Raw genomic sequence first — 16,601 nt, 5'->3', positions numbered from 1 at the left:
CTCGCGCCCCCGGGAGGCTCTCATGCTGCTGCGCCAATCAATGATCTGCGCCTCCATTCTGGCGCTTGCTGCGTGCGGGCAGCAGGACAAGGCCGAACAGGATGCACCAATCGCGCCGCCCGCCGCGAATGTGCAAAGCCGGCTGATCGGCCTCCCAAACGGTGCGACGATCACGGTCGAACCCGGTTCGACGGGCGAGAAACTGGCGGACTATCTGAGGTCGACAGATCCGGCGCCTCGCAGCTTCGAAATCGGCGGTCAGCAATTCGATGACTGGTCATCGACTGCCGCACCGGCAACGCGCGCAATGGTCCCCGAACTGGTTCAGCTGCTCAAATCCTATCCGGCCGTTCGGCTGCGCATCGTCGGGCATAGCGATGGTGCGGGGGACCCCAAGGACAACCTCAAGGTGTCGGAGGATCGTGCGATCATGGCCAAGGAAATGCTGACGCGCGCGGGCATTCCCGAGCAGCGGATCGAAACGCGCGGCATGGGCATGACCCAGCCGATCGCGAGCAACGACACCGCCGAGGGGCGCGCGCGCAATCGCCGCATCGAGCTGATCGTCATCGCGAAATAGCCGCGGCCTGGGGCGGGCTCGCGGCGCCGCGCAGAACGCTTCAGACCGCGTGCGCCAGGTTGATGCGGAAGCGACCCCCACCATCGCGGCTGGCGCGCGACCGGGCACGGTCGGCATCGCGGTATAGCGCGATCCAGTCGTCCTCGGTGGCGACGGATCCTTCGGCGATGCCGATGCTGACCGTCACCCGGACGCTACCCGGCATGCGGGCATTGCGCACTCGTTCGAGCAACACCGCGGGGGAGAAGGACTCGGCCGACTGCACGGGCACCAGCAGCGCGAACTCGATGCCGCCGAGCCGGGCGAGCGGTACATCGCGCTGCGCGAAATGCTGGAGTGTCTGTGCGACGATCCGCAGCACCTCGTCGCCACCGTCATGGCCGAGCCGCTCATTGATTTCCCGGAATCCGTCTATGTGCAGCAGCAGCAGCCGCTGGGGCTGCTCTCCGCCGATCACCGTCGTCAGGAAGGCGCGGCGATTGGGCAGGCCGGTGACGGGATCGGTATCGGCGATGAGCCGCGCCAGCGTTTCGCTCGCGCGCGCGCTGTCGCGCTCGTCACTGAGCAGGCGAATGCGATAGGCGATCGCGATCGCGCTGAGCAGTGCCTCGGCGCTCATTGCCAGCAGCGTGCTGTTGTCGATCCAGAAGGCGGGCGGGATCAGGCCGAGATTGGCGATGACGCGCACCACCGCGAAGATGAAGGGTGCGGCCCAGGCAATCAGTAAGAGATTGAGAAAGCGGCTCCGTCGGATGCGCGCAAACGCGATCATCGGGATTGCGCAGAACAGGAGGAGGCTGAGCGCGGCCGAATTGGCAGTGTCAAGCATCGCGATCCGCCAGGGTGCGAGCGCAACCACCGCTGTCGTTGCCGCAAGTGAAAGCACGGTTGCCACCCGCGTCAGCCGGATGAGCGAGCGCGGCAGGATGCGGGCCTCGAAGAAATGGCGCACAAAGGCAATGGCAGCGATCACGACAAGCGTGATCAGCCCGTAATTGAGGCGCAGACGGTCGTTGTTGTCGATCGTCGGCCAGACCCAGGCAAGCGCGCCCGAGGACGAGAAGGCATAGCCCATCATCGCCAGCAGCATCGCGCAATAGGCGAGCTGGAAGCGGCGCCGCATCACCGTCCACATCACAAGATTGTGGCAGAGCAACGCGAGGCAAATACCCAGGAAGCCGGCATAGAGCGCGGTCAGCCCCAGATCGCGCCGAGCGGATTCGCTTTTCGTCAGGATTTCGGGGGAGAATAATATACCGCGGACATTCGCGGATCCCTCGACATGCGCGACGATGGCCGTGATGGGCATATTCCTGACGGGTAGGTCATACTGAATAAGGGCGCCGGGGCGGATCCGTCGCGAAGTCGTGGCCGAAGTCGCCGCCGTCTGCGCGGTAAAGCCGTCAGCATAGCGGATCTGGAGTGTTACGGCGTCCTGCCATACGCTCGCGGTTCTCAATACCAGCGGATCCTCGGCCCGGCTGACTGCAGAAAAGCCGCTGAGCAGGACCCAGAAGTTGCCGCTGCCGTGCCAGGTCTGGCGTTTGCTGCAATCGAGCGCGACCGCGCCGTTGAATATATCGGCTTGGGTGAGCGCGCCGCCATCGGCATACACGCAGGGTGTGGGGCGGATCCGCGCATCGGCTTGCGCCGCGGCCGGGTTGATGATGAGCACGGCCAGCAGCGCAAGCATCGCCGTGAGGCTGCGGCCCAGCCATGATCCGGATCGCGAAACCATGATCATGGCGGTAGCATCAAACGGAAAAGAACGGGTTAACCAAATGCCCGCAGATCAACGCTTTGGCGCAAATGGGACGCGGTCGGCATCAAAAAAGAGGCAGGATCGCTTGGACGATCCTGCCTCATTATCTTGCGTTCCGCCTTACTTGGCCTTGGCCGGCTCGGCCTTTTTGCCACCGCCCTTTTTGGGTTTCTTGGGCGCAGCGGGCGTCACCTCGAAGGCCAGCGCCTCGTCCTTCATGTGGACGCGGACCTCGCCGCCGTGGACCAGCTTGCCGAAGAGCAGTTCCTCGGCGAGCGGCTGCTTGATCTTTTCCTGGATCAGGCGACCCATAGGGCGCGCACCATAGAGCTTGTCATACCCCTTGGCAGTCAGCCACGCCTTGGCTTCGTCGTCGAGCGTGATGTGGACGTTGCGATCGGCCAGCTGGAGCTCGAGCTGGAGGATGAACTTCTCGACGACGCGCGAGACCACTTCGGGCGGCAGATAGCCGAAGGGCACGATCGCATCGAGGCGGTTGCGGAATTCGGGGGTGAACATCTTCTTCACCGCTTCCTCGCTCGCATCTTCCTTGGAGATGTTGCCGAAGCCGATGCCCTCGCTCGCCATGTCCGAGGCGCCCGCGTTGGTCGTCATGATGAGGACGACGTTGCGGAAATCGACGGTCTTGCCGTGGTGATCGGTGAGCCTGCCATGGTCCATCACCTGCAGCAGGATGTTGAACAGGTCGGGATGCGCCTTCTCGATCTCGTCGAGCAGCAGCACCGAATGCGGCTGCTGGTCGACCGCGTCGGTCAGAAGGCCGCCCTGATCATAGCCGACATAGCCCGGAGGCGCGCCGATCAGCCGCGAAACGCTGTGGCGTTCCATATATTCGGACATGTCGAAGCGCTGGAGCGGGATGCCCATGATCGACGCAAGCTGGCGCGCCACCTCGGTCTTGCCGACGCCCGTGGGGCCGGAGAAGAGATAGTTGCCGATCGGCTTGTCGGGATCGCGAAGCCCCGCGCGGCTGAGCTTGATCGCGGAGGACAGCGTCTCGATCGCCTTGTTTTGCCCGAATACGACGCGCTTGAGGTCGGTGTCGAGATTGGCGAGCGTCGCCTTGTCATCGGTCGAGACCGATTTGGGCGGGATGCGCGCCATGGTCGCGACAACCGCCTCGATCTCCTTGGGGGTGATCGTCTTCTTGCGCTTGGACGGCGGCACGAGCATCTGCATCGCGCCGACCTCGTCGATCACATCGATCGCCTTGTCGGGCAGCTTACGGTCGTTGATGTAGCGCGCCGACAGGTCCACCGCTGCCTTGATCGCGTCGGGGGTGTATTTGACGTTATGATGCTCCTCGAACGCCGAGCGCAGGCCTGCGAGGATCTTCACGGTGTCCTCGATCGTCGGCTCGTTGACGTCGATCTTCTGGAAGCGCCGCAGCAGCGCGCGGTCCTTCTCGAAATGGTTGCGGAATTCCTTGTAGGTCGTTGAGCCGATGCAGCGGATCGTCCCGCCCGACAGCGCGGGCTTCAACAGGTTCGACGCATCCATCGCGCCGCCCGAGGTGGCCCCCGCGCCGATCACCGTGTGAATCTCATCGATGAACAGGATCGCGTGGGGGAGCTTTTCGAGCTCGGTCACCACGGCCTTCAACCGCTCCTCGAAATCGCCGCGATAGCGCGTACCCGCGAGCAGCGCGCCCATGTCGAGCGAATAGATGACTGCGGGCCTCAGCACGTCGGGCACATCGCCTTCGATGATCTTGCGCGCGAGGCCTTCGGCGATCGCGGTCTTGCCCACGCCGGGATCGCCGACATAGAGCGGGTTGTTCTTGGAACGACGGCACAGGATCTGCACGGTGCGATCGACCTCGGCCGAACGCCCGATCAGCGGATCGACCTTGCCCGCCTTCGCCTTCTCGTTGAGATCGACGGTGAACTGCTTGAGCGCGCTTTCGCTTTTCTGCTTGGGATCGGCCTTCTGGCTCTTCTCTTCCTCGGCGCCCTTCACTTCGCGCTGCTCGGGGATAGCGGTGCCCTTGCCGACGCCGTGGCTGATATAGCTGACTGCGTCGAGACGGCTCATGTCCTGCTGCTGGAGGAAATAGACGGCGTAGCTCTCGCGTTCCGAGAACAGCGCCACGAGCACGTTCGCGCCGGTCACTTCGTCGCGGCCCGAAGACTGGACGTGCAGGATCGCGCGCTGGACGACGCGCTGGAAGCCGCTGGTAGGCGAGGGATCGGTCTCGCCTTCGACCTTCAGCGCGTCGAGCTCGCCGTCGAGATAGGTCGTCACCGCATCGCGAAGTTCACCCAGGTCTACCCCGCACGCGCCCATCACCTGGCTAGCGTGTTCATCGTCAATCAACGCGAGCAACAGGTGCTCAAGCGTCGCATATTCGTGTCGGCGGTTGGACGCGGCCTCGAGCGCCTTGTGCAGCGTTTTTTCGAGCGCGTTGGCGAATGACGGCATTTCAGTCTACTCCATGCGGGGCAACGGATACGCCCGTCCCCGGTTCCGTATATGTCGGAAGTGCTGAACGCTTGATCAAGGACAGGCTCATTGCACCGGAAAATATCGCGTGGTTCGCGTATCGCGGTGCAGCGGCGTTCATCGCTTGAACAGTTCCTCGGCGCTGGCACGGTGACTGGTGGCGCTCGCGATCTTTGCCTCGACGCGCACGATTTCGCCTTTCAGCGCCTCGATCCTGAGTTTCAGCTCGTCAATCGAGAGCCGATCGAGGTCTTCCTTGACCAGCATTGCAAGCGGTTCGCCCGGCCGCTTCGCAAAAAGTTCGTCCAGATCCATATGACAAGCGTTGACCGAAACCGTCTGGCTGTCAATAAACCGCGCGGCGGCTGTTGCCCGCAGTGGGGGATTATATGTCTGCGTTGCCGGAAAAAATGATCGCGATCGACCCCGAGATGGCGGGTGGACCGGAGGTGCTGAAGCCGGTCGAACGCCCCGTGCCCCAGCCGGGTGCCGGCGAAGTGTTGATCCGCGTTGCGGCAGCGGGTGTCAATCGGCCCGATCTATTGCAGCGACGAGGGCTCTATCCGCCTCCGCCGGGCGCCCCGTCCGTCCCCGGGCTGGAGGTCGCGGGCGAAGTGGTCGCGCTGGGTGAGGATGTGCACGATATCCAGCCCGGCCAGGCGGTCTGCGCACTGATCGCTGGTGGAGGCTATGCCGAATACGCAGTCGCGCCCGCCGGCCAGTGCCTGCCGGTTCCCGAAGCGCTGACGATGATCGAAGCCGCGGCGCTCCCGGAAACGCTGTTCACCGTGTGGACCAATCTTTTCGAGCGCGCCTATGCCGTCGAGGGCGATACCGTCCTCATCCACGGCGGGACGAGCGGCATCGGGACGATGGCGATCGCGCTGGGCAAGCTGTTCGGGCTGCGGGTGATCGTCACCTGCGGATCAGACGAGAAATGTGCCGCAGCACTCGGACTGGGTGCCGACCTTGCGATCAACTACACGACGCAGGATTTCGTCGCCGCGGTCAGCGAGTTCACGCAAGGTGCGGGTTGTGCCGCTGTACTGGACATGGTCGGCGGTGATTATGTGCCGCGCAACCTCCAGTGCCTTGCGCCCGAGGGGCGCCACGTCTCCATCGCGGTGCAGCGCGGTGCTACCGCCGAGATCAATATCGGCGCGGTGATGATGAAGCGGCTCGTGCTGACGGGATCGACGCTGCGCGCGCGCTCGGTGGAGTTCAAGACGCTCGTTGCCGACGAGCTTGCGCGCTCGGTCTGGCCATTTGTCGAGGAAGGCAGTTTGAAGCCCGTCATCGATGCCGTATTTCCGCTTGCCGAGGCTGCAAAGGCGCATGCGCGGATGGAGGCCGGCGAGCATGTGGGCAAGATCGTTCTGACCCTGGGCATATGATCAAACCCGGCGCCTCTCGCGTCATTCCTGCGAACGCGGGACTACCTTTGTTATAACTTGGTCGGTCTCGGGTTGCGGGGTATCGTTGACGACGTCGAGAATGGCCATCAGCGCACCGTGGAGCGTGGCATGGATTTCGCCGCGCCGGTCTCCGGGTTTGAGCACGATCCTGCCAATGCGCGCGCGGATGTCGCATAAGGCGTCGAGAAAGGTTTCGGTGGCCTGGAGCGTCTCGACCAGACGTGCGAACTTACGCTTGTAGACTTCGGCGATGCCGGGGTGCACATCGGGGATGTCGCGCGGGGCTTCTGCCATGCGCGCGGTGATCGCGGCCTTGTCGCGTTCGAGCTCGGCCATGCGCACCTTCATTATGGGCTGGTAGAACCGGTCCTCGATCGCGGTCAGGATACCGGTGATGGCGCTCTCGACCCTGGCGAGCGCCTGGACATCGGCGGCTATCCCGGGGCAAGCATCGCATTTTTCTCAAGCGCGAATGCCTCGAATTCCTCCAGCGAAGCTCCAATTTCATGCCGGAGCCAGACGGCAAAGGGGCGACTTCTGGCGGCCAGGCTGCGGCTCGTGGCCGGGCGATACAGGCACTCGGTTTCGCCGGTCGCACGGATCCCTCCGGAGCACGGGATGATCCTTCCCGCAATCAGAAATCCCTCTGCGATCAGGGGCATGGCAAGAGCGACGCCGAGGCCCGCCGAAGGATCGAACGCAGGCACTGCGAGAGCGCCCCACAGCTCAGCCTTCTGCTCCGATGTGAACCATGTCCGGGACGTCACCATCGGCCACCTCCATCAACACAGATTAGATGGTGTTGCGCCGACCGGTTGAACCCGCCCGGCGCACGCAGCCGTTGGCAAGCTGACCTGCGATGGGGGTAGCGCCAAACTGGTCTTTTGCAGAAAATCAAATCAGTTCCGTGGAGCAGCCATTTGTTCATTTTTGCAGCGATGCCGAGCATGACCTGAAGTGTACCCCCCGACGAACTGCTCAGAGGTCAAGCAGTCTCCTCCTTGATTTGTCGGAATTTCCCCCTATGCGTGTCCGTAATTCGGGGGGAGTTCTTTGAAAATGCTGAAGAAAAAGAGCCGGTTTGGGCTGTTGGCGACGTGCAGCTCAACGGCCTTGTTTGCTTTGTCGCAGGCGGCCTTCGCCGCATGCGACGTCAATCCATCGCAGGCAAATGCCACGACTACGTGCACCGGAACCGAAACCAGGGGACTTCTCGTCGAGACCGACAAGTCGCAGGTTCTCATCACTCCAGGAGCGGTGGTCTCGGGCCCCGATACGGGAAGCATCATCGTCAGGTCCGCGCCTGCGGCGCCCGGCCAGTTCGGCTACTCGTCGACAATTACCGTGCAAGGCTCGGTAATGGGCGGCAGCCATAGCGGCATTTTCGTCTCATCGGCCGCGCCCGGTCCCTATAACGGCTACAGCCTCGTTACGCGGCCAACCATTGTCGTCGAGCAGGGCGGTGTGATTTCCGGCGACATCGGCATCGACGTCGCAGCGAATCCGCTGACATGGAACAGTCGCGCCGATGTCACCTTGACGAATCACGGAGCCATCACCGGATCGAGCGGGTTCGCCTTGCGAGGCGACATGTCCGGCAGCGGCCGGTTCGAATCAATCTTCAACGGCTCCACCGGCGTCATCGGTGCGATCAAGGCGCAGGTCGGACAGCTGACGAACGAGGGTCTCATCGACGGCGGAAGCCTCAGCGCCTATAGCGACGCCAGCGGATCGCTCCTCTACTATGGACAGGGCACCGTCATAAATCGCGGGACCATCCGTTCCAGTGGAACCTCATCAACGATCTCCCTGAATCGGAACTTCAATCCTGGAGACTATATTCACAATGCGGGCCTGATCGAGAACACCGGATCGGGCTCGGCGATAAGCGGCGCCTCGATACTCTACCTGACGAACGGAGCGAGCGGAACGATCCGCAGTGACGCGGTCGCCATTTCTGCGCCCTCTTATGTCAGTCTCAAGAACTACGGCACCATACAAGGCGGCGAAGCGGCAATCGGCTCGCAGGGCGCGATCATTCTCGTCAATCGCGGAACGATCATCGGCGACATTCGCAGCACCGCGGGCACGCCATACCCCCGCAGCATCATCGACAATGTCGGCGGGAGGATCGAGGGCGATGTGCTGCTCGGTGCCGGAAATGACGTGTTCATCGCCGAGTTCGGCAGCGAGAGGCCGTTTGGCACGATCGCTGGCTCCGTCGACGCGGGAGGCGGCATCGACTCGCTCCGCTATGTCTTCAGCAAAGACACGACGCTTTCCGGCGCGCTGGAGTTGCCGGCGTCGTTCGAGCGCTTCGAAATTCGCGTCGCGAACAGCTCGACCCTGACGCTTGGCGAAAGCTTCACCTCGTCCCACACGCTTGCAATAGGCGGCGGCGACGTTGGCCTCTTCAATCCCAGCAACAGGCTGATCAACAAGGGGCGGCTGACCACCACCGGGCAAGCGCTGGTCAGCGATGCCGAGGCAGTCGGCGGTCTGACGGTGATCAATGAAGGGACGATTTCGGCTTCGCTCACGGCACCCTCGGACTATGCGGTCAATCTGTCCCGGGAATCCAGCTTCACCAACAGCGGAACGATCACCGCTACGGGCGGCAACGGCGTCCGCGTCACTTACGGCAGCAGCTGGAGCAATAGCGGGACAATCGTGGCGGACGGAACGGCGGTGTTCACCCCGCTTACCCTCGCTAACACGGGCACACTGCGTTCCACGCAGGGGATCGCTCTCGATCTAACCGGTGCTCTCCACGCACCGTCCAGCAACACGGGAACGATCGATGGTGCGCTTGCCGGCGCACGCATCCACTATTCAACACTCCTCAACAGCGGCACGATCTCGTCGGCCACCAATGGTGTCGAAATTGGTATCGCTGGCATCGTCGTGAATCAGCAGGGCGGCGTGATCACCGGCGGTGTGGCCGGCGTTGCACCTTCGCCGCTCTTCGCGGGTGCGGCGCAGGGAGCGCGCATCTACAACGCAGGTGTAATCAATGGCCCCGTGAGCTTTGGCAGCTACCCCTCGTCCTATGGCTCCGGCAACGTGTTCGTTGCGCTGGCTGGCGGCGTAGTGAACGGCGACCTTCATCTCGGAAGTGGCAACGACGTCTTCGTGACGGATATCGTCAATGACGGCTCGGGCGAGTTTGCCGGCGTCACCGGGAAGGTGACGGGAGGCGGGTTCGAGACGATCATCTATCGCGTCTCCGAAGACAGGAATGCCACGCTGGCGCTGCCCGGGATATTCGATGCGATAGGCTATGAACTGGACAAGGGGGCCAAGCTGACGTTGACCGCCGCCTCGCCCCTCGACCGGTCAGTCTCATTCGGTGGCAGCGGATCGGTGGACCTGACTGCCGATTTTTCACGGACCGACAACGCGGCGATAATGACAACCGGCGTGACCTATGCGCCTCCCGGAGTGGAAGCGACCGCGCCGACCGGCGTCACCATCACCAGCCGCGGCACGATCAACGTCAGGCAAACCACGAGCAGCGCATTCGCTTCGGCCGTTCGGATCAGCGAGCTGGACAGCTTCGTCAATGAAGGGACCGTGAAGGTCGTCAGAAGCGGCTCCCCATATGGCGCGGCGCCCGCGATCTCGGGTGGCAAGTCGGTGACCAACAACGGCACGATCCTGGTCGACGGAGTCACCGCAGTTGCCGACGCCAAAACCGTCGTCAACACCGGGTCTATCCGCCAGGTCGAAGGCGGCACGCCGATCGTCGGCTTCACCAATGTCCAGAGCCTGACCAACAGCGGCAGCATCTCGACGGGCGGCAACGTCGTGCTGGACATCTTTTCGAGCGCTCACAGGACCATCTCCAACAGTGGCACGATCGAAAGCCGTGGTGCCGAGGCGATCCGACAGAGCGGATACGGATCGGTGCAGATCATCAATGCGAAAACCGGAGTCATCGCAGGCGGCAACAATATGGCGGCGATTACCTCGACGGGTGGCCGAACGATTGTTGAGAATGCCGGCTTGATAAAGGGTAACGTGCTGCTCGGTTCCGATCCAATGGGTGGTTATTATTCGAGCGGCGACAACGTCTACATCGCGGCGGGCGGCAAGGTCGAAGGCGACGTCCGGTTCGGCAGCGGTGACGATATATTCCTGGTCGATGGGGCCGAGACGGGCGTTGTCGGTGTGATCGACGCCGGCCTCGGCTTCGATACCTATGGACGGAGTTTCCGGACAAGCGGTTCGGTGGCGATCGGAGCAGCGCTTCCTGATTCGTTCGAGGGCGAAGCGGTCGAGGCCATTGGCTCGGGCACGACCGTCACGTTGACGAGCCCTGCCGAAGGAACGTCGCGGGGTATCGCTCTGGCGGGTAACGGGACGATCGTGAACAAGGCCAATTTCGTTGCCGGCAATAATAGCGGCACGATCACGCTGAACGGATCATTTCGTGCGCAGGATGTGGGCGCATTGGCTTTCATCAATGAAGCCAGCAACGTGAATCAAGTGACCGGCGCCGTGCGCAGCTTCTCCAATTCCGGCTCGATCGGTGTCGCCCAATCGGGTATTTCGGCTGTCGCTCTGACGCCAGACGTGCAACAGAATTTCAACTTCACCAACACCAGCACCATTCGAGGCGGCGGGGGCACGGGATCTCCCTATTCCAACGACGCGGTGTCCATCTTCGATGCCTATGACAGCCCTGCGACGTTCAGTTCGACGCTGAGCAACGCCGGCAGCATCGATGGCGGAATTGACGTCGAAGCGCGGCGATCCGTACTCGATTTCACAAATACGGGTACGATCTTGGTCGACCGAGATTTCGGGGTTGCCCTGGACTTGTCCAACCAGTCCGACGAGGGGCCCGCGAGTATCCGGATCAACAACTCGGGGTTGATAACGGCGAACAAGGGTACAGCGGTCCAGGTCTATAGCCGCGGAACCGGGGCTGAGGGAGAAGCGGGCCCGCTTGCCGTGACGTTCATCAACACCGGATCGATCGTCGGCAACGTCGCACTCTACGCATATGCAAGGCCCGAGGACGGCGGTTTTTACACTCCCACTTCGGTATCCGTCGATAACGGGGGTTCAATCGACGGCAGCGTCGCTCTGGGCGGAGGCGACGATCGCTTCCTGCTACGCTCCAACGCGACGGTGAGCGGAATTGTCGATGGCGGTTACGGCGCCAACCAGCTTGTGTTCGAACTGGGCGGCGCCGGCGGTGCGCCCGACTTCGCGCAATTCATCAACTTTCAGAGCTACGCACTCACCGGCACGGGTGTCTTGTCCACGATCGAGAATCTGCCGTTCGATACAATCGGACTGACCGACGGCAGCTTCAGGGTGGCATCCGGGAGCGAGTTGGCGACGCGCGGTGAAACGACGCTGCGCGGCGGCGACGGCAATGAGACGGTCGTCAATGACGGCACCATAGCAGGAGCCGTCGAAATGGGCGGCGGCGATGACAGTTTCGTCAACAACGGCTCGGTCGGGGGCGGCATCGACCTTGGCGGGGGTAATGACCGTTATTCGGCTGTCGCCGACGCGATCGCCGGAGTCGTCGATGGTAGCCATGGTCTGGATACGCTGAGCTTGCGCTTTGTAGGTACGGGCCAGGCGCCGACTCTGTTTGATCCCGCGCGCTATCTCGGCTTCGAAACGCTCGAGATGGTCGCCGGGACGGTTGCCGTTGATGGTCCCCTGTCGTTCGAGCGGTTGATCATCAACGGCGGGCGAGTGACCGGTTACGCCGGATCAATAATCTCGGCGCCGCAGATTGCCGTGGCTCTCGGCGCGACTTTTGGCAGTGCGGGGACCGTCGTAGGCGACCTCGTCGTATCCGGCACGCTGTCGCCGGGCGCTTCGCCGGGCACGATGCGCGTAAACGGAAATGTTTCGCTCGCATCAGGATCGACTAGCCTCTTCGAGCTCACGTCGGGCATCAGCGACCAACTGCTGATTTCGGGCGCTCTCGTGATCAGTGGTGGCGCGACGCTGGCGCTCACCGGTGATCGTCCGCTTATACCCGGAACAACGCTGGATCTCGTCATCGCCGATGGCGGAATCACGGGAACCTTCTCGAACATCACGCAATCCTCCACCTTCGGCTTCATCCGGCAAACCAGCGATCGCATCCAGCTGCTGGGTCAATTCATCAACACCGGATTCCAGCCGCAGACGACCGCCACGATCGATTATGTCAACGCGGTGCTTGTGGCCGGACAGGCGTCACCGGAGTTGTTGCACGCGCTGCCGTCGCTGCTGACACAATCGGGTTCGACCAATGGCGCGGCGTTCGCACTGCTGAACGCAGAGGCCTATGCGTCGGCCACCCAGATCGGGATAGAACATGGTCTGACGCTCGCAAAGGCCGGACGCCTCGGTTTCGTCGCGCCTCGCGAGGGCAGCGGGTGGTTCGGCTTCGGCCAGGGGCTGGGCAACAGACGCGAGTTGGAAGGCCATGTTGCGACCGGCGTCTCGCAAGCTAATGTGAGCAGCTACGGCCTGTTGGGCGGCATTGGCTATGTGGCCGGACCGATTTCGATCGGCGGCTTCATCGGTCATCTCGACAGCGATCAGGACATATGGCGCCTAGGCGCCTCTACCAGCGCTGACGGAGTTTTCGCGGGGCTCGCGGGCCGCTACGCGGGAGGCGCCTTTTCAGCCAACATTCTGATCGGCTATGACGACGGCTCGGCCGAGACGAGCCGTGCTCTGCCCGGCCAGCGCCCCGCGAAGGCGAACTACGACCTGCGCAGCTGGATCGCTGACCTGTCGGCCAGCTACGTCTTCTCGGTCGCGCCCGGCTGGGCGCTGACGCCGCAGGCAGGATACACCTACATCTCCACGCGGCGCGGCGGTACAATAGAACGTGACGGCGGGCCCTTTGCGCTTTCCGTCGCACGGGGGACGCGGGATGCAAACTTCCTCGACATGGCTCTGACAATACAGGAGAACAATGGCGTCGTGCGGCCATGGGCCTCGCTCGGCTTACGCTACCAGCTTTCGGGCAGAAGCCCCAATGCGCAAGCGGCGTTTACAGGCGCGACCGACGATTTCTTGACCCCTGGCGCCGGACGCGCGGCAACCTTGGCCACCATTGGAGCCGGCCTCGCTGCCGATGTCGGCCCGGGCATCAGCGCATTTGGTGCGTACCAAGGCGAATTTGGCCACGCAGGAGCCGGCCACAACGTCAATATCGGGCTCCGCGCAGCCTTCTAGGGATGTCTAGGCCCACCAGCTCCTCGTTTCGGCGAGGAGCCGGTCCGCCACGCATGATGGTCGTCCGTACCACCACTCGTCGGGACTAAACACCTAATTGGGCAGCTGCGGCGGCGCCCTGCGATGACGCAGGTTCGGGGCTCGGGGCATGGACGCGCCTTGCCGCTCATGAACAGCTAGCGTTTGAACAGCCGTTTGTCCCAAGGCCATCGGCTTTTCGCGAGGATTCGCGCGCTGCTCGAAGCGGGATGCAGAGGATTGAGCAGCCAGTTGGTGCCGTCGGGGGCGATAACGGAGGGAACGCGGGCGATCGGCGTTTCCGCAGTCTTTAGCCAGTCATCGCCCCAGGCTCTGCTCTCGGCGATGTCGCGCGGCAGTCGGCTTTCAGGCCACTCGGTCGCTGTCAGGGCGTCGTCAAACGCGACGCGCATCAGCTGAAACGGCGCGGGCATGCTATCGACTTCCAGATGGACGAGCACTTCCACCATTGCGAGTGCGCTCGAATCGGCGGCATAAACGATCGGGTGCCTTTTGCTGTGCCAACGCCCACCGATGATCATTCCGCCAATTCCGTCGAGATCGGCATGCTCGGAAATGCGCCAGACGATCATCGCTATGCAGCGGGCTCAGGCCGAAAAGCCGTGGCGCGCCTGTATCAGCACTTCCTCGACCAGCCGCGTGCCTGCGTCGCTCTTCAGCAGGTCGATCGGTCGGGCCCCGTCGAAACGCTGTTTGGGCGCGTCCAGCCATGCCATCGCCCGCGCGCGATCGCCGAAGATCTGTGCGGCGGTTTGCAGCACGGTCACGAAGCGCGCAAATCGATCGCTTTCCTCGGGCGTCAGCCGCTCGTCCTGTTTGAGCCTCCGGTCCAGCGTACGGCGGGGGCCGACGATGCGCGCCACATCAGCGATGCTGATCGCGGGGTCGGCGACCAGATCGCGGACGGCTTTGACCGGTAAGCCGCGCGCCACGGCCTCCGCCTGTTTGAGCGCCGGCGCTTTAACGAAGTGTTCAAGTGAAAATGCGGTTGCCATATGGCCAACATAGGTAGGCCAAATTGCGAACGCAACCCGCCGCCCGTCGTGGCGCGGCTGCGTCCGATGTCACTAAAGCGTCATCCTCCGGGGATTCGAACTGTAACACGAATCCGCGAAAGCTCCCGGGCAAGGTCAATGTCCGGGGGACTTTGCATGGATGCCATCACCCATATCGCGATGAATGCCGACATCCACGATTTCGGCGGGGCGGAACCGCATTTTCCGGAGCGTTGCCAAAGCAAGCGGCGGCGCTTCCGTACGATCTGGATCTCCGATATCCATCTCGGCACGCGCGGCTGCAATGCCGACATGCTCATCGACTTTCTCGACAGCACCGACAGCGAGACGATGTATCTGGTCGGCGACATCATCGACGGCTGGCGGCTGAAGAAGCGTTTCTACTGGCCCGCTGCGCATAACGACATCGTGTGGCGCATTCTGAAACGCGCCAAGCGCGGCACGCGGATCGTATATATCCCCGGCAACCACGATGAGATGTTTCGCCAGTTCACGGGGCTGCAGTTCGGCGGCGTCGAGATCAAGCGGACGGCGATCCATAAGACAGTCGACGGGAGGCGGCTGCTGGTGCTCCACGGCGACGAGTTCGACACCATCATGCTCGCGCATCGCTGGCTCGCACATGTGGGCGATTTTGCCTATGAAACGCTGATGCGGCTCAACTATGTCGTGAACAAGGTTCGCGCGCGACTGAACCTGCCCTATTGGTCGTTGTCCAAGCACGCCAAGCACAAGGTGAAGAACGCCGTCGAGTTCATCTCCAAGTTCGAGGAGGTGGTGGCGCATGAGGCGGGTGCGCGCGGTGTCGATGGCGTCGTCTGCGGCCATATTCACACCGCCGAGATCCGCGATATCGCCGGTATCGAATATTATAACGACGGCGACTGGGTGGAGGGTTGCACCGCGCTGGTCGAACATTTCGACGGACGGATGGAGGTGCTCCACTGGGCCGACGAAGTCGCCGCGCGCAACGCGGCCGATATCGCGCGGATTGCGGCATGAAGATCTGCATCGTCAGTGACGCCTGGGAGCCGCAGGTCAACGGCGTCGTGCGCACGCTCAAGGCGGTTCGCGCAGAGCTGGAGGGGCAGGGGCATCAGGTCCGCGTCATTTCGCCCGATCTGTTCCTTTCGCTGCCATGCCCCACCTATCCCGAGATTCGGTTGGCGATGACGCGCACCGCGACAGTGGGCTCCATGATCGAAGATTTCGCGCCCGATGCGATCCATCTGGCGACAGAGGGGCCGCTCTGTATCGCTGCGCGGCGCTGGTGTCTGCGTCGCAATTTCCCGTTCACCACCGCCTATCACACGCAGTTTCCCGATTATGTCGAGAAGCGCACCGGAATGCCCGCCGAATGGGTGTGGCGTTATATCGAGTGGTTTCACGGTCCTGCGCGCGCGGTGCTCGCATCGACGCCCTCGATCCGCGCGGCCCTGGTCGCGCATGGCATCCACCAGGTGTACCATTGGGGGCGTGGCGTCGATCTCGACAGCTTCAACCCCGATCAGGGCGCGCCCGCCAGCTATGCGGCGCTCGCGCGCCCCATCCAGCTATATGTCGGGCGCGTTGCAGTGGAAAAGAATATTGAGGCATTCCTGTCCACCAACGAGCCTGGCACCAAGGTGGTCGTGGGCGACGGTCCCGCGCGCGCCGAGCTGGCGGAACGGTTTCCCGATACCGTCTTTCTTGGTTCCCTCTCGGGCAGGGAACTTGCCGGCGCATACGCCGGAGCCGACGTCTTCGTCTTTCCCAGTCGAACCGATACCTTTGGTCTCGTCATGATCGAGGCGCTGGCGTGCGGAACGCCCGTCGCTGCCTATCCCGTGACGGGCCCCATCGACGTGCTTGCGCCTGATGTGGGCAATATGGACCCCGACCTGTCGCGCGCGATCCGCGGCGCACTGACGCTGCGGCGTACGGACTGCGCGGCCTATGGCAGCAGCTTCACCTGGGCGGAAAGCGCGCGGCAATTCCTTGACGCGCTTGCCCCTTTGGACGAGGATTTGCGTGCGGCCGCCTGACGGCGGACTCAAGAGAAACTTGCTCTTGCGGCGCCGGATGTCTAGATCGGGTGCAATATGTCGGCCGCTCCGTGAGGGGCGGCCCTTATTTTGTCTGGA

11 protein-coding genes are annotated in these 16,601 nt (G+C 62.9%); 5 read left to right on the top strand and 6 right to left on the bottom strand.

Annotation, left to right across the window (positions count from 1 at the left end):
• Positions 1–22 precede the first annotated feature (22 nt).
• Entirely contained in the window at positions 23–580 is a 558-nt protein-coding gene (locus AC3WJD_RS05420; RefSeq protein ID WP_492745233.1) for an OmpA family protein, read from the top strand.
• A 40-nt stretch (positions 581–620) separates the two neighbouring features.
• On the opposite strand, the gene AC3WJD_RS05415 is transcribed toward AC3WJD_RS05420, so the two are convergent.
• The 3 genes from AC3WJD_RS05415 to AC3WJD_RS05405 form a co-directional block, all read right to left on the bottom strand.
• Entirely contained in the window at positions 621–2,324 is a 1,704-nt protein-coding gene (locus AC3WJD_RS05415) for a sensor domain-containing diguanylate cyclase (protein WP_492745231.1), read from the bottom strand.
• A 138-nt stretch (positions 2,325–2,462) separates the two neighbouring features.
• On the bottom strand, positions 2,463–4,784 hold the full coding sequence (gene clpA / locus AC3WJD_RS05410) for an ATP-dependent Clp protease ATP-binding subunit ClpA (protein ID WP_492745230.1): 2,322 nt from the start codon (positions 4,782–4,784) through the stop codon (positions 2,463–2,465).
• A gap of 138 nt (positions 4,785–4,922) precedes the next feature.
• Positions 4,923–5,120: a DUF1192 domain-containing protein gene (locus AC3WJD_RS05405; protein WP_492745228.1), complete on the bottom strand. Its 198-nt coding sequence runs from the start codon at positions 5,118–5,120 to the stop codon at positions 4,923–4,925.
• A gap of 95 nt (positions 5,121–5,215) precedes the next feature.
• Between AC3WJD_RS05405 and AC3WJD_RS05400 the strand changes: the two genes are divergently transcribed.
• On the top strand, positions 5,216–6,199 hold the full coding sequence (locus AC3WJD_RS05400; RefSeq protein ID WP_492745226.1) for an NAD(P)H-quinone oxidoreductase: 984 nt from the start codon (positions 5,216–5,218) through the stop codon (positions 6,197–6,199).
• A 21-nt stretch (positions 6,200–6,220) separates the two neighbouring features.
• Here the strand turns inward: AC3WJD_RS05400 and AC3WJD_RS05395 are convergent, their stop codons facing one another.
• Positions 6,221–6,556 carry a hypothetical protein gene (locus AC3WJD_RS05395; protein WP_492745224.1) on the bottom strand — a complete coding sequence of 112 codons (336 nt, stop codon included), beginning with the start codon at positions 6,554–6,556 and terminating at the stop codon, positions 6,221–6,223.
• A 777-nt stretch (positions 6,557–7,333) separates the two neighbouring features.
• On the opposite strand from AC3WJD_RS05395, the gene AC3WJD_RS05390 reads away from it, so the two are divergent.
• On the top strand, positions 7,334–13,423 hold the full coding sequence (locus tag AC3WJD_RS05390; RefSeq protein WP_492745222.1) for an autotransporter domain-containing protein: 6,090 nt from the start codon (positions 7,334–7,336) through the stop codon (positions 13,421–13,423).
• Between the two features lie 176 nt (positions 13,424–13,599).
• Here the strand turns inward: AC3WJD_RS05390 and AC3WJD_RS05385 are convergent, their stop codons facing one another.
• Entirely contained in the window at positions 13,600–14,034 is a 435-nt protein-coding gene (locus AC3WJD_RS05385; RefSeq protein WP_492745220.1) for an RES family NAD+ phosphorylase, read from the bottom strand.
• Positions 14,035–14,049: 15 nt separating this feature from the next.
• Complete coding sequence (locus tag AC3WJD_RS05380) at positions 14,050–14,457, bottom strand: Xre family toxin-antitoxin system antitoxin (RefSeq protein ID WP_492745218.1); 408 nt, start codon at positions 14,455–14,457, stop codon at positions 14,050–14,052.
• 156 nt (positions 14,458–14,613) lie between these two features.
• Between AC3WJD_RS05380 and AC3WJD_RS05375 the strand changes: the two genes are divergently transcribed.
• Together AC3WJD_RS05375 and AC3WJD_RS05370 are read left to right on the top strand one after the other, a co-directional pair.
• Positions 14,614–15,480, top strand: coding sequence for a UDP-2,3-diacylglucosamine diphosphatase (locus tag AC3WJD_RS05375; RefSeq protein WP_492745216.1), 867 nt, complete (start codon positions 14,614–14,616; stop codon positions 15,478–15,480).
• A complete protein-coding gene (locus tag AC3WJD_RS05370) occupies positions 15,477–16,502 on the top strand; it encodes a glycosyltransferase family 4 protein (RefSeq protein ID WP_492745214.1) in 1,026 nt (341 codons plus the stop codon). The genes AC3WJD_RS05375 and AC3WJD_RS05370 overlap by 4 nt, the downstream gene beginning before the upstream one ends.
• The last annotated feature ends 99 nt before the right edge of the window (positions 16,503–16,601 follow it).

It is taken from the genome of Sphingobium sp. FW306-1B-F04DB (assembly GCF_058781925.1).
This window is presented reverse-complemented; position numbering and strand designations above follow the sequence as displayed.

What these genes read in the sequence shown, in the direction of transcription:
- AC3WJD_RS05420 (WP_492745233.1), top strand. Translation starts at nt 23, where the DNA reads ATGCTGCTGCGCCAATCAATGATCTGCGCCTCCATTCTGGCGCTTGCT.
- AC3WJD_RS05415 (WP_492745231.1), bottom strand. Translation starts at nt 2,324, where the DNA reads ATGATCATGGTTTCGCGATCCGGATCATGGCTGGGCCGCAGCCTCACG.
- clpA (WP_492745230.1), bottom strand. Translation starts at nt 4,784, where the DNA reads ATGCCGTCATTCGCCAACGCGCTCGAAAAAACGCTGCACAAGGCGCTC.
- AC3WJD_RS05405 (WP_492745228.1), bottom strand. Translation starts at nt 5,120, where the DNA reads ATGGATCTGGACGAACTTTTTGCGAAGCGGCCGGGCGAACCGCTTGCA.
- AC3WJD_RS05400 (WP_492745226.1), top strand. Translation starts at nt 5,216, where the DNA reads ATGATCGCGATCGACCCCGAGATGGCGGGTGGACCGGAGGTGCTGAAG.
- AC3WJD_RS05395 (WP_492745224.1), bottom strand. Translation starts at nt 6,556, where the DNA reads ATGGCCGAGCTCGAACGCGACAAGGCCGCGATCACCGCGCGCATGGCA.
- AC3WJD_RS05385 (WP_492745220.1), bottom strand. Translation starts at nt 14,034, where the DNA reads ATGATCGTCTGGCGCATTTCCGAGCATGCCGATCTCGACGGAATTGGC.
- AC3WJD_RS05380 (WP_492745218.1), bottom strand. Translation starts at nt 14,457, where the DNA reads ATGGCAACCGCATTTTCACTTGAACACTTCGTTAAAGCGCCGGCGCTC.
- AC3WJD_RS05375 (WP_492745216.1), top strand. Translation starts at nt 14,614, where the DNA reads ATGGATGCCATCACCCATATCGCGATGAATGCCGACATCCACGATTTC.
- AC3WJD_RS05370 (WP_492745214.1), top strand. Translation starts at nt 15,477, where the DNA reads ATGAAGATCTGCATCGTCAGTGACGCCTGGGAGCCGCAGGTCAACGGC.